Here is a 21068-nt window from a genome sequence, read left to right as displayed (position 1 = left end):
AATTCACTGAAAGCAGCGAAATTTATTTACAGACAAACTCTGGTAAATTCATAAACTGTTCGCAGCCCGGGGTGATAATAAATTCCATATTGATAGAGCCAATAGCTTACTTTACTGAAAGTAATAAGAACTGTCAGCAGCATATAGCCGACAAGCAACCATTTTTCCCCGCGGGAAAAACTCAGCTCTTCTAAATAGGTACGCTGATTATAGCAGCGAAACGCCCTGCTTTCCACCGCCACCGCCAGCGTCCCCGAGCGCCGGATACAATTGGCCAAAATGGGGATCAGCAAGGAAATGCCGAATCGTTTGCCGCCGCGCATTCGAGAGGCAGTCATCACCTGCATGGATTCCTGCAGAAGCGCAGGGATAAACTTTACAGCCGTAACCGCCATGAAGGACAAGCTATAAGGCAGCCGCATTTTTACCATTCCCAGCAGCAGCAGCCTGGTATCTGTCGTCCAGCAGACCAAAAGGCCTAACGTTGTCATGGTTGTCAGCCGGAGTCCCTGTTTCAGTCCATGAATGACCCCTTCCTGATAGATATACAACCCCTTCGTCAATGGCCCTAACACCGGCATCTGGGGTGAAATGACTGTCAGCACGGCTGTTCGCGGTACCTGCTCATAAAATAAAGCCTGACTAAACACGGAGCCCCAAAGGCCTAAGGCAATCATAACGACGGCAATCTTCAATTTAAGCGGCGACAACCGGGAAACAATCATTCCCGCTATGCCGAAAGTCAACAAGCTTCCCAATATCTTGGGATTGTCCAGCAATACAATAAAAAAGCCGGTTGCCAATAATACGATAATCTTTACTCTGGGATCCAGCCGGTGAAGAATTGTTTGATCGGCTTCACTATAAGTAACATCCTGCCACTTCAGCAAGACCACCTTCTTTCCAGTTCCCCCGGCGTGAATACATCTTCCAACCCCAGAGTTCTGCCTACCAGCCAGGACTGAGTCGGTCGTAGACCATAGCGGAGCAAAAACGGTTCATCGGCAAAAATCTTGCGCGGAATCTCATCGGCGACGATCCGTCCCTGTTCCATTACAACGACGCGGCTTGCATAGCGAATGACAGTCTCAACATCATGGGTACAAAACACCACAGTTTCCGCCTGCTCCAGCAGTGACGTCATCATACTGTCGATATGATCCTGATCCTGCCCGGTGGTCGGTTCATCCAAAAAGATAACGCTGGGGTTCATCGCCGCAACAGCCGCAGTGGCCGTCCGCAGACGCTGTCCCCGGCTAAGGGACAGCGGGGGGTCGGCTTGCAGCGCGGTCAAGGCGAATCCTTCCATTGCTTTACTGTATCGCTCTGTCCGTATCTTTTCTTCCAGTTTTAGATTTTCCAGACCAAAAATTACTTCCTGACGGACACTCCGGTGAAACAGCATTAAATCCGGATTTTGCATCACCAAGCCAACCGTACCTAACGGTAAGGAAAGCCTGCGCCGAATCAGCTGTCCGGCTATCGTTACCACTCCCTGCTGCGGTACGATCATACCGGCCATATGCGCCAGCAAGGTCGACTTGCCGGAACCGTTACGGCCCATAACAGCTACTTTCTCTCCCTGCCGAACCTTTAGGTTGACCCCGCATAAGGCCGGCTGGTCCTGTTTTCCGTAACGGTAAAATAAATCTTCGATTGCAACAACAGCCGGTTCCCCCTTTGCGTCTTCGGAACACTCTGCCGGCAGGCCCCGCTGTCTCGGGCAGCCCGATTTCAGCAAATCAACCGTCTCCTGCACGGTCAAAGCGGCGCAGTGCTTATGAAACCGCCGGCTGATTTCCACTGTCTCCGGCAGCCGCAGTCCCATCGCAACAAATTCATCGGCATGCAGCATGGCTTCCCGTACCGGAGCATCGTAAGCAATTCGTCCGTTTTCCATGACCACCATTCGGTCGACAAATTGGGCTACCTCATGAATCCGGTGTTCAACCATTACCACCGTGACACCGTATTTTTTATTTAAATTGCGAATGACTGCCATAACTTCGTCAGCGCCCTGCGGGTCAAGCTGGCTGACCGGTTCATCCAAGGCAAGAATCCGGGGATTCAATGATAGCATAGCAGCAAGCGCCAAGCGTTGTTTTTGTCCGCCGGATAGAGCATTCGTGCTTCTTTGCCGGTAGCCGTCCAATTCCACTGCCTTTAAGGCCCACGTTACCTGTTCCTCAATTTTATCCCGGTCCAGACAAAGGTTTTCCGGACCAAATGCAACTTCATCCTGTATGCAGGTAGCAAAAATCTGATCATCGGGGCTTTGCTGCACCAAGCCGACCTCTGCCGACAATTCGCCCATAGTGAACGTCCGTGTGTCCTGCCCATGGATGAAGATTTCGCCCTCACATTTTCCGCCGGATAAATGGGGGATAACACCGTTCAAGCATTTCAGCAGTGTACTTTTCCCGCAGCCGGTTGGTCCGGTCAACAGTACAAACTCACCCGGCCCCACTGCAAAATCAATTTGACGCAAAGTCGCATTCGCTCTGCCAGGATACCAAAAACTAAAGTTAGTAAAGGCAATCATACTTACTCCTTCAATCCATTGCCGTGCTTTTTAATGTATTGCCCAGCCGGCACCCGGCAAAGGCACCTGCGACAGTATAAACAAAACCGGCGAACATAACGGCGTAAATATACCATTCCGCATAATACAGCCGATACAGTGTCAGATACGCCATGAAATTCATATACGCAGTAACAACATCCACTCCGCCGCAGGCGCAGGCAACCAGCGCTATCCGGCCCTTGCCGTTAACAACAGCCTTGCGGGTAACTCCGGCAGCATATAAGGCTCCTTCAAGACAAATTGCCAGCATTGTGTAAGACAAAAGCAGCACCGGGGTAAAATGTCCAAAAATGAATCCGTTTAAAATGAAACGAACAAGCAGCATCAAGGTGACCACACCGGTGCGGGGCAGCACAACTGCCAAAGCAACTACCAGCGCGTAAAAAACTGTCTGGCTGAAAAAGCCGGTAAATAAAAAACTAAACGGTCCAAAGACTACATGAGCGATATCCCACAGCAATGTTTGCGGCAAATTGACCACAACAAAGGTGACAGTTCCAAATAATGAAATCAATACCAGTTCCTTGGTGGAATAAGCGGCCAAAACTTTTTCCCGGCGCCACAGCAGCCAGCCGATGCCAGTCAGTGCCGTCAGCGCCATGATACAGGTAACCAGAAGCGGACGATCATTGCGGGTAATCAGATTGACTGTCGTTCTTTCAGCCGTGATGTTCCGTTCTATTCCAAACAGGGAAGCCTCCGTTTGTAAAATATAGTTCCCCGGCAGCACGTTATTTTCGTTTAAATAAAGCGGTAAAACAATATTGCTGCTGCTATGGGGCGGAATCGCAGCAAGCCCATAGCTGTATCCCAAACCGGCATTTTTGTGCGGCGGCGATAAAAAAGTCGGTGCCAAGGCGCCGGTTGACGCATCAAGCATTTTTCCCGTAACCATCACCAATATCTGCTCGTCCCCGTCGTTGCCGATCTGAATGTTCGTATAACTGAAAGGATCATCATCAAGACGAACGCCGGACTGCGGCCCGGTAAGCAAAGCCAATTTCCCCGGCGGAACATAGACCAGATTGCCGGTACGATATTTGGGATCAACAACGCCGCTGGAATTGACCGGCAGTTTCACCGACAAAATTTTAATCTTACTGCCGATAGCCTCTATGGAAGCAACCTGCAAGGTGCTTTGCTTGGCCACATTCCACTTCTCGCGGCCATTATCCAAGTGAACAAAAGCCTGAATTACCGGTCTGCCGCCCGGCTGTCCGCTCCTTACTTGCAGTTGCACGCTCCAGTGCTCATGCTTCGCCGACAGTCGCCGCTGCCCGACTAAGTGCTGTTCACCTTTTTGCAGCTCCAATCTCATGCCATCCGGTATTTCTGTAATTTGCAATTCAGTCGGTAGTACCACATCCAGCACTGCGTTGACCGGTAAATCATCATTCATGGTTAAAAGAAGATTGGCGGTGAATACAGTATCGGCCGGTACCATACCGCTGCTATTTTCCTGGTTCAAGCCATAGGGTGCCTGCAGGGAAAAAAACACCTTTTCCGGTGAAACTTCCGGACTGTCAGCCGCAATCATTTCACGTCGGCCATCAGCCAGCAACAATTCAACTATGTATCTTTTATCCGGCTCCCACGAGATAAATACCGGTAGCTTGCTCCAGCTTCCCACCCCCAGGGAGACAATTGTCAACGGCTGGTCAAGCTCATTTTTTACTATGACGGTTTTGACTTCTTGTTTCCGGTCCAGTATAATTTCCATTCCCTGGTTGCCGAATTCAACATGTCCCGTTACACGCAGTCGATTATTTTCATAAATAAAGCCACTTACCGCTAAAATCACCAGCAGTATCAGTAGGCACCAACGGAATCTATTCATGCCCTGCTTCTCCAATCAAGCCTTACTGTAAAATATGAAGCCGGTGTGTTCCCAGCAGTGTATCATCGGACTGCCGGACCGGCACTTCCACTCCGGCAACCGTTGTTCCGTTTTCGGCAATTCCCGTTGTTACCGCTATCCCTTCCAAAGGATAAAACCATAGCAGATTTTTCCCCTGTGCCGCTGTTAAATCGAAACAATATAGACCGGCTTTATCTTTTTTCCGGGTAATATAGTTATGGTAAATCGGTAAGACCAAATAACGGCCATCTCCGGAAAATCTCAGCTTGCCGATACCCCCGTCAGACTGCCATTTCCAGATTAATTCACCATTGCTGCGATAAAAAAACAAAGTCGTTGAATCGGGATGTACAAAGGGCGGTGCTCCGGAGGTAGCCGTTTTGTCGGCCAAAAAAGTAGCACCGGTCATAAAGAGAACCTGTCCGTCATCTGTCGTGTGAGCCGTATTCCCGTAAGCATAGACAGGCACACCGCCGATGCGCTGGACATTACTAATCTGCCGAAGCCATAACAAAGGAAATTCGGTGCTGGCACCTTGCTCGGAGTTTTCAATGGTAATATGACTGATATCAAACAGCATTCCCCGATTATCCGCAGTCACAACGGCCAGGTAACGGCCATTAGGCGAGATATGAATCCCATCAAAGATGCCGATATAATTGCATTGACCATCTTTTGGTTCTTCTAACTGGTGAATACCTAATACACCACCAGTAGCTCCGTCCAAAATCCGGATACTGCCATCCAAATAACGCTGGCCTTTACTCCAGGAGTGATTGGCAAACGCCAGCTTGCTGCCATCGGCGGAAAAAGTCAGCCGGGATACTCCTGTATCCATCGTTTCCGCCTGAGGATAACGCCAATTACTGCTTCCCGTCCTGCTGTCAAATGCCCGGATCAGACAATTGGTCACATATTTTACAACTGCCTTTCCAGCTAAACGTTCTGTCACCCGCTGCGTATATTCCGCACTAGCAACAACCTGATTCCCCATAACAGCGATACTGGTAATTTTAGGCCGGTTGTTCCATTTCGGCGTACTGTCACTGCCGATGTCCCCGGAAAAACTATACTGCCACAGTTTTTCCCCAGATAAGGTATCAAAGGCATAACAATTGGCTTCCGGACTGGATTCTCCCACAAACAGTGACAACCCGTCGCGGGCAAAAGCAATGGCTACCCCTACTCCATCCGGTATCCCGTAATCCCACAATTTTTTCCCGGTATTATCATATAGGTATATCTTATGATCAAAGGACGCGATCCCGATAAATCGGCCATCAGGAGAAACCGCCACATCTTCATAAACCACCGGCGACCACTCTTTTAAGGAAGGCGTTTCGTCCAATTTCCCCAGCTCTCCAGTAGCCAGTACCGCCGCTGTAGGAGTAAGGGGAGCCGTGCCGTTCCACTTCCGGCCATTTATCTCAATTTCATAATTTTGCCATGGCTCCCAAAATTCCGCCAGAATCAAATTTTTCCCACCCATGATCTGCCACTGAATTTCTTTACTCTCGCCATTGACCCGCACAACTATCTCTTGCGGAATGTCACCCGGTTTGACGGCATTCATGAGCATAATGCCATTCTTAGTAAATATCCCCTGCATATCGGCTGATGCATCTGCTCCGCATCCTCCGCTTAAAGTGGCAATCACCAATAAAAGGAGCACCAAGCTGCTTCTCAGTAACTTCAACTTTAATAAATCTATGACGGCAAACATCTCCTTTGGTACCACAATAAAACCATTTATCAAAAAAGCCATAAAGAAATAACCCACCTTTCTAGGTGAGCTAAACCTTCATGGCTCTATTTGTACAGTATGCTATTTTTAAAGGTTGCAACGAAACATCGGGATAAATCTGCGAAGCTATTGCATTCTTGCAATAATTATAAAAATATTATCCCACAATTTTTATGTAACCGTCAACCCTTATCAGCTAAATCACAACAGACGGATTGAGCTGATATACAATGAAAAGGTTTTATTGATTTCATCCACAACAGTTACTTTTCGATAACCAACATAAACATAGGCGTAGAACGATTTATGATCTTTTCTTTTTCGTCGTAGACCCTATCTCCTATATCCATTTCACAATAGATTTTTTTATAGCCAAGTTCTATAAGTGTACTTAAATCCCATTGCGGTCTGAGCCTTTGGCACATAGGCATATTTTTCCTAAAGCTTATCATTTTCTCAGTATATTGAGGGGGTTCTTCGCCAAATAAGTCTTTGTACTCATGTTCATCCTCCCGATATTTTTTCATGTATTCTTCATTGAATAACCTTATATTCCAATTAGAATCAAATACGATAATTTTACCGTCAGGTCGCAGCACTCTTTTCCATTCATCATATGCTTTGCGGGTATCAAGTAGAGTCCAGGTAACGTTCCTGCTAATAATAAGATCAAAGCTGTCGTTGCCGAATTCCAGATTCTGTCCATCAGCCACTCTGAAATCGGCAATTATGCCTGCATTTTTTGCATTTGCTCTTGCTTCATTGATCATTGACTCGGTATAATCAATAGCCGTCACATTATGACCCGCCTGTGACATGAGTATTGCGAAAAACCCCGGTCCGGTACCCACGTCAAGAATATCCATTCTTTTGGTTTTTCCAGCATTTTTAAGAATAATATCAGTCCATGCCTGCTTTTTAAAGCTGTTTAATTCTTTCTTGATTATATTGCTATAGTTGCAGGAGCCGTCCGTCCAATTTGTTACAAGTTGTTGCTCGCAATTCATTTATATCCACCTCTGCTTTCCCAATTCTGCTGATTTTCACGCAAATGGCAGCGTTACTGAGCCGTTATTTTACATCAAGCTTTTGCCATTCAATGGGTGCATAGTTATTAACACCAATTTCAAATCCTTTTATTTTATCGGTATTAACGGCAAAAGCGGTAATTGGATAGTAAATAGGAATTGTGAGCGCTTCTTCACTAATAAAATCGAATACCGTATCGTAACTCATTTGCCTTTCTGTTGCGTCAAAAGTATGTAATGTTTTTATAATGTTGCTGTAAAGCCTTTTATCATACCAGACCTTTGCTTTGCTGTTAGATTGGATGGAAAACATTTCAAGCAATGAGCCGTGAGGCACCCATGAATCGGAAGATGTTCGCATCAAGGCTATATCGAAGGCCTTTGTATTCATTGTTGCCTCTTCGTAGCCATTTTTATCCAGAATGTTAAGATTTACTTTTATGCCAATACTTTCAAACTCAGACTGAATAAATTCTGCCAGCTGCTTCCATTCAGGGAATTCCCCTGTTGTTAATAAAAAGTTAAACTCCAGCTTCTTTCCGTCCTTTTCGCGAATGCCGTCACCGTCTGTATCTGTATAGCCGGCAGCATCCAATAATTGCTTTGCTTTTTCCTTATCATTAGAAAAACCGTAATTGTTCTCATTGCTAGTATAAGGAACTCCTGGCTGATACAAACCGTTCGCGCAAGAACCGATATTATCAAACAGGTTTGTGACAATACTTGGTTTGTTAATGGCATAGTTCATGGCCAAACGCACGTTTTTATCTTGAAAAGCTTCTACATTCTGGTTGAAAGCAATAAAGTAAGAACACATTGTTCCTTTGGTATATATGCCGAATTTACCCGCGTCTTTCAGCTCTGTCAGATTCTCCATCGGGATCTTGCCGATAAGATCCCCGCCGATAATATCAACTTCGCCGCTTTCCAGGGCTAAAGCTCTTGCCTGAGCGTCTGTTATTACCTTAAAGGTGATTTTACTCACTTTAGGCTTTTCACCCCAGTAGTAGGGATTGGGTACAAGTGTAAATTCCTGATCTTTTATATAGGACGCCACCATCCACGGGCCTGTGCCGACGGGTTTTGTAAATTTGCTGTTATCATTTTCTGCCGTTTTGGCAATAGAAGCGGGACTCAAAAAGCGTACAGGCCGCGGATATGTCAGCTCCGACAAAATGGGATAAGCACCATCTTTAAACACAATTTTGACGGTATAGTCATCGACTGCTTCCATACTCTCGACGTTATTCGCTGACAAAATGGAATTTTTATCATTGTTGACCCATCTCTTTAAATTGAAAATAACCGCTGTCGCATTGAAATCGGTACCATCAGAAAATTTTACTCCTTGGCGGAGCTTAAAAGTATAGGTTCTTCCATCCGACGAAATATCCCAGCTGGTGGCAAGCTGCGGCAGTATCTTCCCGCCACCGCCATCTTCCACCAATCCTTCGTAAAGCATCTTATATAAAAAATGCGGACCATTATAACTTGCGGCGTCCAATTTATCAATAGCGCCATCGCGGTAGATCGCCACAACAATTTCCTTACCTTTTTGCTCATTCGAATTACTTGCTGTTGAATTACTTTTACTGCAGCCGGTAAGAAATAAACATGTGCAAAGCAGCAATACAATAGTAGTTGTAATAAAGTTTCTTTTCATTTTCTTCTCTCCTCGCAAATATTTAATTATTATGACATAAATGGCAGGCAATATAATGCTCGTTATTCTTCGGCACTAAGAGCGGCTGTTCAACTTTGCAAACTGCCTGGGCATAGAGGCAGCGATTTTGAAAAGCACATCCTTTCTCCGGTATTTTCAATTCTTCAGTATCTTTAAACAGCACCCTCTTTTTCACTCTTTGCCTCGGATTGGGAATAAGAGTTGCAGCCAGCAGCGCTTTTGTATAGGGGTGCTGTACTTTGTTATTGACGCTGGGAATCATTTCCACAATATTGCCAAGATACATGACAACAACCCTGTCACATAACTTATTGACGGTAGCGATATCATGAGAAATAAACAAATATGTAAGACCAAACTGTCGCTTTAAGTCGGTTAGCAGCGTTAATATCTGACTTTTCATGGCATAATCAATGCTGGAAACGGCTTCGTCGCATACAACAAATTCCGGATTCAGAATCAAAGCCCTGGCAATACCTACTCTTTGCCTTTGTCCGCCGGACATTTCATGACAGTATCGGGTCAGATAGGTTTGGTTGAGCCCTACTTTTTCCAGCATGGCAATGATTCTTTCCCGCTTTTTCGCTTTCGTTTCCCAGTTGTAATTATTAAGGGGTTCACTAATAATTTGCTCTACCGTAAAATATGGATTAAAGGCATTGGCATTCCCTTGGAAGATCATCTGCATCTTGTTTCTGATTTTTCGCATTTGATTAAAGGAATACTCTGTTATATCCTGCTGATTAAAAATGATTCTTCCCTTGCTCGGCTGCTCCAGCTTTAACAACATTTTTCCCAAAGTGCTTTTACCGCAACCCGATTCGCCGACAAGTCCCAAAATTTCGCCCTTTTTGATGGTTAAATTTATATTATTTACGGCATATACCTTCGGCGTAGCTTTATTGTTATAACATTTACAAAGGCCTTTTATTTCAAATAAATTCACGTTTTCACCCATTTCCCCGGTTAAAAAATTGACGCAAGCAGCGATTTTGTATACTCATGCTTGGGCGATTCGAACACGTCATAGACGGTGCCGCTGTCTACTATCTTTCCATCCTTTAACACATATACGTCATCTGCCATTTGAGCAACCACTCCTAAATCATGAGTTATTAAAATAACAGCCATGCCTTCATTCCTTAATCGCAGCAATTCCTCCAGTATTGCAACTTGTGTTGTCAAATCCAGCGATGAAGTCGGCTCGTCGGCAATCAAAACCTGGGAATGAGCAAGCACCCCCATCGCTACCATAACCCGCTGGCACATACCACCGCTTAATTCAAAAGGATACCTTTCCAGAATTTTATCGACACTTTTTAAACCGACACGGGCTAGCACATCCCTAGACATACATAAAGCCTCTTTATTGCTTATCGCTCTACTATGGCTGTGGATCACCTCGAACAGATGGCTTTTTATCTTAAGAACAGGGTTCATCGCACTGATCGGGTCTTGAAAAATCATAGATATTTCTTTTCCTCTTATTGTCAAAAGCTGTTGTTCCCGTAAAATTCTAAGGTTAACCCCGTTAAACCATATTTCCCCGTCAACAATTTTTCCCGGTGGATCGATCAGATTAAGGATCGACAAAGACATAACCGACTTTCCACTGCCCGATCCGCCGACGATTGCGGTTACTCTGCCTTTATATACATCAAGGTTAACCCCGTCTACAGCTTTTACCGTTCGCTCTGCTAAATAAAAATAGGTCTTTAGATTTTTTATGGATAGAATCGGCTGCTCAGCCATGTTGGCCGTCACCCTCCTTTACTGCCGCCATATTGGCCGAAGACGGGATAAGTGCATCGTTCAATCCCTCCCCTAGCACATTAAAGGCAAACACGACCAACATGATGGTCATCCCAGGCCAAAGCAGCATTAGTGGATGAGAGGTCAAGTACTGCCTGCTGTCGCTCAACATAACGCCCCAATCGGCAATGGGCGGTTGTGAACCAAGCCCAATAAACGAAAAGCCGGCAACATGCATAATAACGGCAGCAATTCTAAGAGTGGACAATACTATGATCGGAGAAATCGCATTCAAGGTAATATGCTTTAAAATAATGGATGTATGACTGCTGCCGGCAGCAATGGCTGCCATTACAAAGTCCTTTTCTTTAAGTTTAATAACCATGCTGCGTACGATTCGGGCAAAAGGGGCCCACCAAATTAAAATGAAAACAATCATAATATTAACGATACTGGGTCCCAGCACGCCCACAATAGCTAAGGCCAATAGACCTGACGGAAAGGTTGACGCGATATCAGCCAAACGCATGATGACATTATCAAGCCATCCGCCCACATAACCCGCAATAATGCCGAGAGGCACGCCGATTACCAGCATCATGACCGTGGCAAAAATTGCGGTGGAAAGACTTGTTCTGATTCCATAGATCAATCGTGACAAGATACAGCGGCCAAGTTGATCTGTTCCCAGCGGGAATTCAGCACAAGGGTTAAGTAATTTTTTGGTGAGATCAACCGCATAGGGATCGTGAGGAGACACGGTCGATGCAAAAATACCCGCAAATATAAAAACACCTATGATGCTTAAGCCCAGTAGCGCCAGTTTTTGTTTCTTTAATTTAGAAAATATGCTGTCTCTCAAACTATGACCCTTCCTCTCAAACAAAACGATTATTCAATTTGTATTTTAGGATCAAGATAAAGATATAGAATATCCAGCAAAAGATTGATGGTAATATAAGTTATCGCAACAATCACTATATAGCCTTGAATAACCGGTAAATCTTTAAGTCTAATACTGTCAACCGCAAATTTCCCTATCCCGTTCCAGGAAAAAATGGTTTCACAGGCAAACTGTCCTGCTAATAATTTGCCAAAGTCTACTCCAATCAATGTTATACAGGGAAGTACCGCATTTTTCAATCCATGTTTCAGCAATGCTGCATTTTTGCTAAGCCCTCTTGCTCTTGCCGCCAGCACATAATCGTAATGACTAATTTCAATGAGATTATTTCTTAAAATTCTTATGTATATGGCGGCGTGTTGAACGCTAAGTGTAAATGCCGGCAGCAATATGTTCTGAAGTTTGCTGCCGGAAATAACCGGAACCAGTTTCAACTGAACTGCAAAAATATATAGAAGTATTAAACCTAGCCAAAAATCCGGCATTGTCACGCCGGCAGTAGTCACAATTCTGAAAAAGTGGTCAAGAAACGAATCTTTGTAGCGAGCTGAAATAAGCGCTATCGGTACAGCCAGCAGAACGGAAATAGACATTGCCGCTATCGCCAGCTTAAGAGTCGCGGGGAATCTTGAGAGTATTTCATCGGCAACGGGCTTTTTAGTTTGGAAAGACATCCCAAAATCAAGTGAAACTGCTTTCTTCAGCCAGTTACCATACTGAACTGGAAGCGGCGCATTCAACCCCAGCTCTTCCCGTACTGCTGCAATGCTTTTATCAGTAACTTCCAATCCTTGGCTGCGTAGCGTTATCTCCGCCACATCACCAGATGATATATTACTTAAGGCAAAGGCTAAAATAGTAACTATGATCAGCATGGGGATTATTTGTAATAATCGTTTTAAAATAAATTTAAATTTTTTCATATCTGCTCACTTTCTCAACCGTAACCAGTTATTCTTAGTAAATATCCCCTGCAGATCGGCTGAAGTACCTGCTCCGCCTCCTCCGCTCAGGGTGGCAATCGCCAATAAGGCCTTTTATTAAAAAAAGCCATAAAGAAATAACCCACCTTTCTAGGTGAGCTAAACCTTCATGGCTCTATTGTACGGTATGCTATTTTTAAAAGTTGCAACAAATCATCGGGATAAATCTGTGAAGCTATTGCATTCTTGCAATATATTATAAAGATATTATCCCACAATTTTTATGTAACCGTCAACCCTTATCAGCTAAATCACAAATACAGCTTCGAATTTATCTACTGAACACGTATCATTCGTCCTGTAATGAAAAAGAAACAAAACAATTCGCTAATGAACAGATACTATTTGTTTTTTTTTAAAATTCAACACCCTGCTGCGCCTTAATCCCTTTTTTATACGGATGCTTGATCTCTTTCATTTCCGTTACCAAATCCGCCCGGTCAATAATTGCCGGAGCGGCATCCCGTCCGGTGAGTACCAAATGCAAAAAAGGTGGCTTGGCTTGCAGTAATGCAAGCACATTCTCCAAAGAAACCAAGCCGAATTTAACGGCATAATTGATTTCATCCAGGATAATCATGTCCCACTTTCCCGACAGGATCTCCTGCCGCGCCGCCTGCAGGGCATCGCCGGCTGCGCTTTGATGATCGTCCATGGCAGCATCATTTCGGGAGTGCTTGACAAAGCCTTCTCCCATTTGCCGGATTACAAAATTCGGCCCCAGCTTTTCCGCTGCCATCAGTTCACCATATTTCCAGTTGCCTTTAATAAATTGCAGTACCAGCACTTTGAACCCCTGCCCCCAGGCCCGCAGTCCCATGCCCAGAGCCGCCGTCGTCTTGCCTTTCCCGCTGCCGGTGTGAACAATAATCAATCCTTGTCTTTCCGCCATATTATCCTTCTCCTTCATCTCTGTTATCTTGCATTCTCCAATGGTTATTCCCGCACTTTTTCCATTGTCCAGACGCTGGCGGCCGATAAGACAGCCGCATAAACCAATAAAACCAGCCAGGAGATTCCCGGCACTTCCAGACCGGTAGCTAAAGCCCGCAGCGCATAGCTGGCATGTGTCAGCGGCAGCAGTTCCAATAGCCAGCGGACCAGCACCGGCAGTCTGTCGGTACTAAAAAAGGTCGCGCATAAAAAAGACATGGGGAGCAGCACATAGGTACTGAAATTTCCCATTTCCTCATGGGAATTCACCAGCATGGCAGCTACAAATCCCAAAGCGGCAAATACAATGCAATTCAATGTAATCACCAGTAAAAAGGTCATGCTCATGTGAAAACTGGCACCAAACAAATAAGCCAGCAGGATAATAACAGCTGAAGAAATCAACCCTCTCACGGCACCGGCTAAAATTTTACCGATGACAAAGGAGACGGAGCGAATCGGCGCCACCAAATATTCTTCCAACGTTTTATGATAGAGCCGGCTCATATTCAGCGGAGTTCCCACGGCATTGAAACTGATAGTCATCGAATTAAGGGCAATGATCCCCGGAACAATAAAATCCAGATAATTCCCCTGATTTACCGGGATATTCCGTCCCACGCCCCAGCCAAAAGCAACCAGATACATCACCGGCGCCACCATCCGGGAAAAAATAAAAGTTTTCATTCTGCGGCTTAGTACAATCCAGTCCCGCCAGAATACAGTCCAAATATCGTAAAGCATCTGCCGAATCCCTCTTCTTTCCCTTCGTTCCTGCTATCGTCTGCGTGCAGACAATCAGGAATCCAGCCGGAAACGTACCGGCATTGTCGTATAACAAACAATAGCCTGACCGGAATCTCTTTCCCGGGCCGGGACAAATTGCCAATGCTGCACCGCAGCCACCGCCGCATCATCAAGGGCATCATAACCGCTTGAGCGGTACACACTGACAGATCCCGGAGTGCCATTTTCCAGAATCTGAATTTTAAGAACAACCGTTCCTTCCCAGCCGGCTTGTCTGGCCCGTTCCGGATAAGCCGGCTGCGTCCTGGATAAAATGCCGGGAGCAATAACGCCGCCTCCCCCGCTTCTTCCGCCGGTTCCCCCGCCACCGTTGCCGCTGCCGGCGGTGCCGCCACTGCCGCCTGTCGAAGCCGCACTGCCATTGCCATTGCCTCCGGCAGAAGCTTCGCTGCCGCCGGAGGAGGAACCGCTGCCGGGTTCAACTGCCAGCACCGACATACTGGCGGCTGAAGCCGTAACAACCGGAACATGGTGCTGAACAGCCGCCGATGATGCCGGAGCACTCGCTCCCGTCATGCTGGCTGCCTGTGCGGGACTGCCGGCTGGCGGCGTACCCGCGGCATCTCCCGGGAGTGCAGGCGTATCTGCCAGATCCAGTTCTATATACTGCTCCGGCAGCTCTTTCTCCTGAAATACTTTTGCCGCTACCCAGCCAAGGCTGATTAAAAAGATGCCATGGAGCAGCAAAGAAATCGTTATTGCCTTGCGCCAACGCTTTGGAAACGTCATCGTCCTTACTGCGCCTTCCTTTCTGTTGCAATTGAAACATGCTGAACGCCCGCCAGCTTCAGTTCATCCAAAACTGCCACCACCTTGCCATAGGCGGCCTCTTTGTCGGAACGCAGGACAAAAACCAAATCACTTTGCTTCGCCATCTCAATCTGAACCCGCTTGCGCAGCAGTTCCATGGGAACTTTTTCCTGTTCGAACAAAATCTGGCCGTCCTGGGTCACGGTAACGGAAACGCTGCGGGGCGTATCATTGCGGGCGGAAGAAACCTGAGGCAAATTCACCGGAATGGTTTTCTGCTCCACCATATAGAGAGTGCTCATCATAAAAAAAACCAACAAGAAAAAGATAATATCAATCATCGGAATAATCATCAGCTTTGGCTGACGTTCCAGGCGCAAACTACGCAGTTTCATATTTCTTCCCCCGTTTCACCGGTACGACCAGCATCGTGCAAATCTGCTCAATGTCGGTAATGATCTGATCCAGCCGATGGGTAAAATAACTATAAGCCGCCATGGCCAGGATAGCCACAACAAGGCCGGATGCAGTAGCTACCAAGGCTTCTCCGACGCCGCCGGTAATCGCCATGGGCTGGCCGCTTTTTACATTCATCACACTGAAAGAATTGATCATGCCGATGACGGTGCCCAACAAACCGACCAGAGGCGCCATAGTAACAATGGTATCCAAATAATTGAGATTCTCACGCAGGCGGGACGCCGTCAGCGAAGCCTCTCCCTCCAGCACGGTTTCCACACAATCATCATTTCCCTGCTGATAACATTGGATCCCCTTGCCTGCCACCATGGATACAACGCCGCCTGTCCGGCGGCATACTTCCATGGCGTTGTCCCAGCTGCCCCGCTCTAATAGCGGCGTTAATTCCGGCAACAGCTGCTGCATGTCGGTATTGGCCTTTTTATAATAAAAGAAGCGCTCCACCGCAATCGCTACTACAAACAGCGAACCGAGCAGCAGCAAGTACATTACCGGTCCGCCTTTTTGAAAAACATGAAAAGACTGTATCATAAAATCCATTTTTATCCCCTACCCCTTACTTATTTTACAAAATAATAAGCCACTACCGGCAGCAGCAGCCGCATACATGCCTGAATCTGCCCCTTACCCGTTTACTTTTCGTCCTGTCAGCTCAACAAAAATGTCTTCCAGGTTTGATTTTCGAATCGTGGCGGTAGTGTGTAATGTTCCGGCAAAATTCGCCCCGTCCTGTCGGCTATGAAAAAAGCGGGTAGCACCGGCAGCATCAGCCGTCCATTCCACAACATACTCACCGACCCGGCGGCAAAGGGCCTCGGGGCTGTCCAGGGCAATCAATTTCCCTTTATCCATAATGGCGACCCGGTTACATAAACTTTCGGCTTCTTCAATATAATGAGTTGTCAGCAGAACCGTATAATTTTCCGTATGCATCCGGCGGATCAAATCCCACAGCCGGCGCCGCACCTGCGGATCCAGTCCCACCGTCGGTTCGTCAAGAAACAAAATCTTCGGCCGGTGGAGCAGTGCCCGGGCAATCATCAGCCGCCGCTTCATTCCCCCGGATAAATTCTGCACCTTATCATCCCGCCGGTCATCCAGCTCCACATATTCCAGCAATTCGTCAGTCCGCCGGCGCCGTTCCGCCAGCGGGATATGCCGCAGCCGGCCGTGCAACTCCAGATTTTCCCATACAGTCAGATCGATATCCAGATTAAAATGCTGGGGTACAATTCCCAAAATCCCCTTGATTTTCTGTTCGTCTTGTGCCGGCTGCCAGCCGTTGAGCACCAGGGTTCCCGCCGTAGGCCGGGTCAGCATGGTCAGCATCCGGATCGTCGTTGTTTTCCCCGCCCCGTTCGGTCCCAGCAACCCGAAAATTTCGCCTTCCCTGATATCCAGTGTCAGATGATCTACTGCCACATGGGCGTCAAACTTTTTTACCAACCCGTCGATATGAATCATTGCTCTATCTTCTCCCAAGCCTTATTCACTATAATGATATTATAAACTATTTTTAACAATATTGAGAATCCGTGTACCGGATAATTCCTGCAGCGAAAAGTAAGTGGCTGCCATTTCCCTGGCAACGGATCTGGCCACTCCCAATTTAATAAAATCCGTTTCCGTATCAATCACAACACTTTGAACCCCGGTCCGACGGATTTTGACCGCCTCCTGCAAAGCATCGGCAACAGCATCCCCATTTTTGCCGCTGTTGGCCCGGCCGTCGGTCACAAGAATCAAAACCGGCTGCATCTCTTTTTCTTTGCGGCGCATCGTCGTCAGCACGGCGAGGGCTGTCGACAATCCTTCCGCCAGCGGTGTTTTGCCGCCGGTGGGCAGCTGCTGCAAACATTTTTCCGCCAAATCCACGCTGCGGGTAATGGGCAGCAGCACTTCCGCCGTACTGCGCCGGAAGGCGATCATGCCCACCTGATCCCTTTTCTGATAAGCATCCTGCAGCAGGGAAAAAACAGCGCCTTTTACCGCCCGCATCCGCTCCCTCGCTCCCATGGAGCCGCTGGCATCCACAACAAACAGAAAAGTATTGCCGATGCGCTTTTCCCGGACTTTCTGCCGAAAATCTTCCGGTAAAACCGTAATCCGGCACTTTCCCCCTTTTCTGGACCGTTGATAAGGAGCAGCGGCCCGGAGCGTCGCGTCAAAGGCAATATCCGTCGCCGGGCCGTGAGGAAAACCGGCGCGCACATACCGTCCCTGACGGATATCGGTGCGGGTAAGACTGCGCTTGCCGCTGCCGCGGCGCACCTGCCGGTCCTGAGGCAGAGACAACTGCATATGCATAAGCGGAAAATTTCTGTCGATATCAGCGGTTTTCTCCTCCGCCGGGCTGTCCGGCCGGCTTGAGGGATCAGGCGGCTGCTGATCTTCCTGCTGTTCCTGGGAAGGCGGCTCCTGCCGGCTTTCACCCTCCTGCTGTTCCGGCGGCGGCGGTTCCGGATTTTCCTGATCATCCTCGTCCGGCGGCGGCGACTCTTGTTGATCATCCTGCGGCGGTTCCGGCGGCGGCGGCGGCGTCTGCTGTTCCTGACGCATACGGTGAGGCAGGATATATAAAGCCGCCTCTTCAATGTCCGTCGGCAGCAAATAGTCTCTCTCCGCCAAGGCGGCAATCGCCTTGGCCGCTTCCAGCATAAACAGCTCCGCCCGGTGTCCGGCGCAATGGGCTTGTGAACACAGGGAAGCCGCCAGCTGAATCATGGCATCCGATACTTCGACTTTTCCCAGAAGGGTTCTGGCTTGCATAATTTGCCGGGACAGGCTGTTGCTTTCCTCCCGGTACTGATTGCAAAATAAATCCGGCTGTCGCTCATATTCCAGGATGTGCCGCATAACGGCAACCCTATCCGCGATTTTATTTTCTTTGCCGACTGATGCATACAAGCCAAAGCGATCCAGAATCTGCGGCGGCAAAATTCCTTCTTCCGGATTCATCGTTCCAATCACAGTATAGCAGGTGGCATGGTGATAAGAAATTCCCTCCCGCTCTACCACATTTACCCCTGATGCGGCCGTATCCAGAATGGCTGTAAGCAAATCCCGGCGCAGCAGATTAATTTCATCAATGTATAGCAGATTGCCGTCAGCCCTGGCTAAAAGCCCGGGTGAAAAACGCCGCTGTCCATTCATAACGGCATATTGCAGATCCAGACTGCCAAACAGCATATCCTCGGTCGCATTCAGCGGCACTTCCACCAAATCCGTATCCGGAACGGACTCGGCCAGTCCCCGTACCAAAGTCGACTTGGCCGTTCCTTTTTCCCCGGCAATCAGCACGCCTCCCGCCTTCCGGTTCACCAGCGCAATACATAACGCCCGCTTCACCTGTTCCTGGCCGACAATTGCCGTAAACGGAAACAACATCCGGTGTGCCATGTTTTATTTTCCCCCAACAATTTATTTTTCGTTAAGCAGTTCTTCTATTTTGGCCCGGTCAAGGGCTCCCTCTTCAAAGGGACGGCGCCGCATACGGTGCGGCAGCGCCAGCCAGGCCGCCTGTTTTACATCCTCCAGGCCGGCTTGATCCCGTCCGTCAAAGGCTGCCAGGGTCAGCGCCGTTTTGATTACCGTAATATCGGCCCGGTGGCCGTCCACATCCAGGGCAATCGCCATCTGGGCCACCCGCACCAGCAAATCGTCGTCAATGGTGACTTGCGGCACCAGCCGGCTGGCCTGCATAATTTTTTGGGCCAGTTCTGTCTGTTCCGCTTGATATTGAGCCAAAAAGCTGTCATCATCCTGTTCATAGGCTAACCGCCGTTTTACGACCTCAACCCGTTTTTCCGTCTCATTTTCGCCGGCCACCGTAACGGACAAGCCAAAACGGTCCAGCAACTGGGGCCGGATATCCCCTTCTTCCGGATTCATTGTTCCCACCAGCACAAACCGTGCCGGATGGGAATAGGACACGCCTTCCCGCTCCACCGTATTCACTCCCATGGCGGCCGCATCCAGCAGAACATCCACCACATGGTCGTCCAGCAGATTAATTTCGTCCACATAAAGAATATTACGGTTGGCTTCCGCTAGCAGTCCCGGTTCAAACTTTTTCTCACCATATTGAATGGCATGTTCAATATCCAGAGTGCCGACCACCCGATCCTCTGTGGCGCTGACCGGCAATTCAACCACCCGCATTTTAATCGACTGAGTCGCCAAAGACTGGGATTCTTTCGACAGGCATTTTTCACACATGCGGTTGGTATCCTGGGGATCGCAGTGAAAGGGACAGTCTTTCACTGCTTCCATAGCCGGCAGCAGATCGGCCAAAGCCCGGACGGCCGTGGATTTAGCCGTTCCTTTTTCGCCCTTTATTAAGACTCCGCCTAAAGAAGGGTTGATTACATTTAATATCAGCGCCAGTTTCATATCTTCCTGACCAACGATGGCGGTAAAAGGATAGACAGCTGTACGTTTCATTTTCTTCGCTCCATTTCTTATCGGCAAATTGCTTTATTTAATATTTTGATGTTCCCGGTACCACTGAATAAACACCTGCTTCAGTGCGCATTCCACGTCATAAGCTTTTCCTTGGCAGCCGGAACCGTACCAGCGGGAAAAGCAGCCCCCGCCGCAGAGAGAAAAGCAGCTGCATTGGCGGCAAAAATCCATACTGCCCTGAATCAAAGCAATCACTGCTTTCTGCCGTCCCGGATCAATGCCGGTCTTCACGTCCCCCAGCCGGAACGTCTCATCTCCCACCAGGGAAGAGCAAGCGTATAAGTTTCCCCTGGCATCAACAAACGCCGCTTCCCCGTTCATCGCATGACAATGGCCAAAGCCTTCCAGTTTGCCCTTGTCCAATATTTCCACCCGTTCCAGCTGAGAAAACAGCAACTTTTTTCCCGTACATCGCTGCAGCCGTTCGGCGGTCCGGAGAGCAGCCAGCAGTCCCTGCGCCAACTGCTCCCTCCCGGGCGCTTTTAAGCCGCAGCCCCGGCCCTGAGCCCGCAGCAAATCAAAGCCAAGGCGGCGGACATTCCCCAGATAATATGCCATTTCCACGGCTCCGGCCAATTGTTGTGCATTATCATCCGTCACCACGCAGGTGATGCCGATCTCCACACCTTGTGCCGCCAGCTGGGAAGCGCCCTGCAATATTCTGCGGCAGGTTCCTTCCCCGGAGGGAAAACGCCGCAGTCCGTCATTCACATCAGGTCTGCCGTCCAGACTAATGCCGATTCCCACCCGGGCCTCCTGCAAATAAGCAGCCTTATCCGGGCTCAGCAGGGAAGCATTCGTCTGCACCTGCATGATGGCCGGTATACGCTGCTCCCGCACATATTCGGCCGTACCCCGCAGCACTTCAAAGGCCAGCATCGGCTCGCCGCCGCTGAACTGCAAAACAAAAGGCAAGCCTCCGGCAGCGGCAAGGTCAACTGCCCGGACAGCCGTATCCAGACTCATAACCTCCCGGGGATGTCGATGGGCATAACAATACCGGCAGGCAAAATTGCACTGTCCCGTCAGACTGAGCACCAGCATTTTTAAACCTTTAGCGCAGCCGCCCACCGCAGCCTCCAGCTGACCCATAGCTT

19 protein-coding genes are annotated in these 21068 nt (G+C 48.2%); all 19 read right to left on the bottom strand.

Translation table 11 applies throughout. The features are described from left to right. Positions 1-26: 26 nt before the first annotated feature. The 19 genes from ABFC84_12740 to ABFC84_12650 all read right to left on the bottom strand — a co-directional run bounded on the left by ABFC84_12740 (position 27) and on the right by ABFC84_12650 (position 21063). A complete protein-coding gene (locus ABFC84_12740) occupies positions 27-890 on the bottom strand; it encodes an energy-coupling factor transporter transmembrane component T (protein MEN6413603.1) in 864 nt (287 codons plus the stop codon). After that, positions 884-2542: an ABC transporter ATP-binding protein gene (locus ABFC84_12735; GenBank protein ID MEN6413602.1), complete on the bottom strand. Its 1659-nt coding sequence runs from the start codon at positions 2540-2542 to the stop codon at positions 884-886. The genes ABFC84_12740 and ABFC84_12735 overlap by 7 nt, the downstream gene beginning before the upstream one ends. Before the next feature lie 10 nt (positions 2543-2552). After that, a complete protein-coding gene (locus ABFC84_12730; protein MEN6413601.1) occupies positions 2553-4421 on the bottom strand; it encodes a hypothetical protein in 1869 nt (622 codons plus the stop codon). Between the two features lie 22 nt (positions 4422-4443). After that, positions 4444-6207 carry a PQQ-binding-like beta-propeller repeat protein gene (locus ABFC84_12725; GenBank protein MEN6413600.1) on the bottom strand — a complete coding sequence of 588 codons (1764 nt, stop codon included), beginning with the start codon at positions 6205-6207 and terminating at the stop codon, positions 4444-4446. 242 nt (positions 6208-6449) lie between these two features. Beyond that, positions 6450-7193, bottom strand: coding sequence for a class I SAM-dependent methyltransferase (locus ABFC84_12720; GenBank protein ID MEN6413599.1), 744 nt, complete (start codon positions 7191-7193; stop codon positions 6450-6452). A 64-nt stretch (positions 7194-7257) separates the two neighbouring features. Further along, positions 7258-8877: an ABC transporter substrate-binding protein gene (locus ABFC84_12715; protein ID MEN6413598.1), complete on the bottom strand. Its 1620-nt coding sequence runs from the start codon at positions 8875-8877 to the stop codon at positions 7258-7260. A 22-nt stretch (positions 8878-8899) separates the two neighbouring features. Further along, on the bottom strand, positions 8900-9844 hold the full coding sequence (locus ABFC84_12710; GenBank protein ID MEN6413597.1) for an ABC transporter ATP-binding protein: 945 nt from the start codon (positions 9842-9844) through the stop codon (positions 8900-8902). 20 nt (positions 9845-9864) lie between these two features. Next, a complete protein-coding gene (locus ABFC84_12705) occupies positions 9865-10650 on the bottom strand; it encodes an ABC transporter ATP-binding protein (protein ID MEN6413596.1) in 786 nt (261 codons plus the stop codon). Further along, positions 10643-11512 carry an ABC transporter permease subunit gene (locus ABFC84_12700; protein ID MEN6413595.1) on the bottom strand — a complete coding sequence of 290 codons (870 nt, stop codon included), beginning with the start codon at positions 11510-11512 and terminating at the stop codon, positions 10643-10645. Before ABFC84_12700 ends, ABFC84_12705 begins: the two co-directional genes overlap by 8 nt. A 29-nt stretch (positions 11513-11541) precedes the next feature. Next, a complete protein-coding gene (nikB, locus tag ABFC84_12695; GenBank protein ID MEN6413594.1) occupies positions 11542-12477 on the bottom strand; it encodes a nickel ABC transporter permease in 936 nt (311 codons plus the stop codon). A gap of 415 nt (positions 12478-12892) precedes the next feature. Continuing rightward, positions 12893-13447, bottom strand: a complete 555-nt coding sequence (cobO, locus tag ABFC84_12690; GenBank protein ID MEN6413593.1) for a cob(I)yrinic acid a,c-diamide adenosyltransferase — start codon at positions 13445-13447, stop codon at positions 12893-12895. Positions 13448-13473: 26 nt separating this feature from the next. Beyond that, positions 13474-14214 (bottom strand): ABC transporter permease, encoded by a 741-nt coding sequence (locus ABFC84_12685; GenBank protein ID MEN6413592.1) that lies wholly within the window; start codon positions 14212-14214, stop codon positions 13474-13476. 54 nt (positions 14215-14268) lie between these two features. Further along, the gene (locus ABFC84_12680) at positions 14269-15006 is read right to left on the bottom strand and encodes an energy transducer TonB (protein ID MEN6413591.1); all 738 of its coding nucleotides are present in this window, start codon (positions 15004-15006) and stop codon (positions 14269-14271) included. 5 nt (positions 15007-15011) lie between these two features. Beyond that, positions 15012-15422, bottom strand: coding sequence for a biopolymer transporter ExbD (locus tag ABFC84_12675; protein ID MEN6413590.1), 411 nt, complete (start codon positions 15420-15422; stop codon positions 15012-15014). After that, positions 15409-16047, bottom strand: a complete 639-nt coding sequence (locus ABFC84_12670) for a MotA/TolQ/ExbB proton channel family protein (protein ID MEN6413589.1) — start codon at positions 16045-16047, stop codon at positions 15409-15411. The genes ABFC84_12675 and ABFC84_12670 overlap by 14 nt, the downstream gene beginning before the upstream one ends. Before the next feature lie 84 nt (positions 16048-16131). Next, the gene (locus ABFC84_12665) at positions 16132-16971 is read right to left on the bottom strand and encodes an ABC transporter ATP-binding protein (protein ID MEN6413588.1); all 840 of its coding nucleotides are present in this window, start codon (positions 16969-16971) and stop codon (positions 16132-16134) included. A gap of 39 nt (positions 16972-17010) precedes the next feature. Then, complete coding sequence (locus tag ABFC84_12660; GenBank protein MEN6413587.1) at positions 17011-18906, bottom strand: VWA domain-containing protein; 1896 nt, start codon at positions 18904-18906, stop codon at positions 17011-17013. A gap of 21 nt (positions 18907-18927) precedes the next feature. Beyond that, complete coding sequence (locus tag ABFC84_12655) at positions 18928-19950, bottom strand: ATP-binding protein (protein MEN6413586.1); 1023 nt, start codon at positions 19948-19950, stop codon at positions 18928-18930. 33 nt (positions 19951-19983) lie between these two features. Further along, complete coding sequence (locus ABFC84_12650) at positions 19984-21063, bottom strand: radical SAM protein (GenBank protein ID MEN6413585.1); 1080 nt, start codon at positions 21061-21063, stop codon at positions 19984-19986. Between the last annotated feature and the right edge of the window lie 5 nt (positions 21064-21068).

Source organism: Veillonellales bacterium (assembly GCA_039680175.1).
Lineage (GTDB): Bacteria > Bacillota > Negativicutes > JAAYSF01 > JAAYSF01 > JBDKTO01.
Note: the sequence above shows the minus strand (reverse complement) of the source record. Positions and strands in the feature narration are given on the sequence as shown.

Bases quoted from the DNA above. Each gene is read 5' to 3' on its own strand.
- cobO (MEN6413593.1), bottom strand. From the start codon at position 13,447: ATGAAGGAGAAGGATAATATGGCGGAAAGACAAGGATTGATTATTGTT.
- ABFC84_12655 (MEN6413586.1), bottom strand. From the start codon at position 19,950: ATGAAACGTACAGCTGTCTATCCTTTTACCGCCATCGTTGGTCAGGAA.
- ABFC84_12705 (MEN6413596.1), bottom strand. From the start codon at position 10,650: ATGGCTGAGCAGCCGATTCTATCCATAAAAAATCTAAAGACCTATTTT.
- ABFC84_12735 (MEN6413602.1), bottom strand. From the start codon at position 2,542: ATGATTGCCTTTACTAACTTTAGTTTTTGGTATCCTGGCAGAGCGAAT.
- ABFC84_12720 (MEN6413599.1), bottom strand. From the start codon at position 7,193: ATGAATTGCGAGCAACAACTTGTAACAAATTGGACGGACGGCTCCTGC.
- ABFC84_12675 (MEN6413590.1), bottom strand. From the start codon at position 15,422: ATGAAACTGCGTAGTTTGCGCCTGGAACGTCAGCCAAAGCTGATGATT.
- ABFC84_12685 (MEN6413592.1), bottom strand. From the start codon at position 14,214: ATGCTTTACGATATTTGGACTGTATTCTGGCGGGACTGGATTGTACTA.
- ABFC84_12665 (MEN6413588.1), bottom strand. From the start codon at position 16,971: ATGATTCATATCGACGGGTTGGTAAAAAAGTTTGACGCCCATGTGGCA.
- ABFC84_12680 (MEN6413591.1), bottom strand. From the start codon at position 15,006: ATGACGTTTCCAAAGCGTTGGCGCAAGGCAATAACGATTTCTTTGCTG.
- ABFC84_12715 (MEN6413598.1), bottom strand. From the start codon at position 8,877: ATGAAAAGAAACTTTATTACAACTACTATTGTATTGCTGCTTTGCACA.
- ABFC84_12650 (MEN6413585.1), bottom strand. From the start codon at position 21,063: ATGGGTCAGCTGGAGGCTGCGGTGGGCGGCTGCGCTAAAGGTTTAAAA.
- ABFC84_12670 (MEN6413589.1), bottom strand. From the start codon at position 16,047: ATGGATTTTATGATACAGTCTTTTCATGTTTTTCAAAAAGGCGGACCG.
- ABFC84_12660 (MEN6413587.1), bottom strand. From the start codon at position 18,906: ATGGCACACCGGATGTTGTTTCCGTTTACGGCAATTGTCGGCCAGGAA.
- ABFC84_12725 (MEN6413600.1), bottom strand. From the start codon at position 6,207: ATGGCTTTTTTGATAAATGGTTTTATTGTGGTACCAAAGGAGATGTTT.
- nikB (MEN6413594.1), bottom strand. From the start codon at position 12,477: ATGAAAAAATTTAAATTTATTTTAAAACGATTATTACAAATAATCCCC.
- ABFC84_12730 (MEN6413601.1), bottom strand. From the start codon at position 4,421: ATGAATAGATTCCGTTGGTGCCTACTGATACTGCTGGTGATTTTAGCG.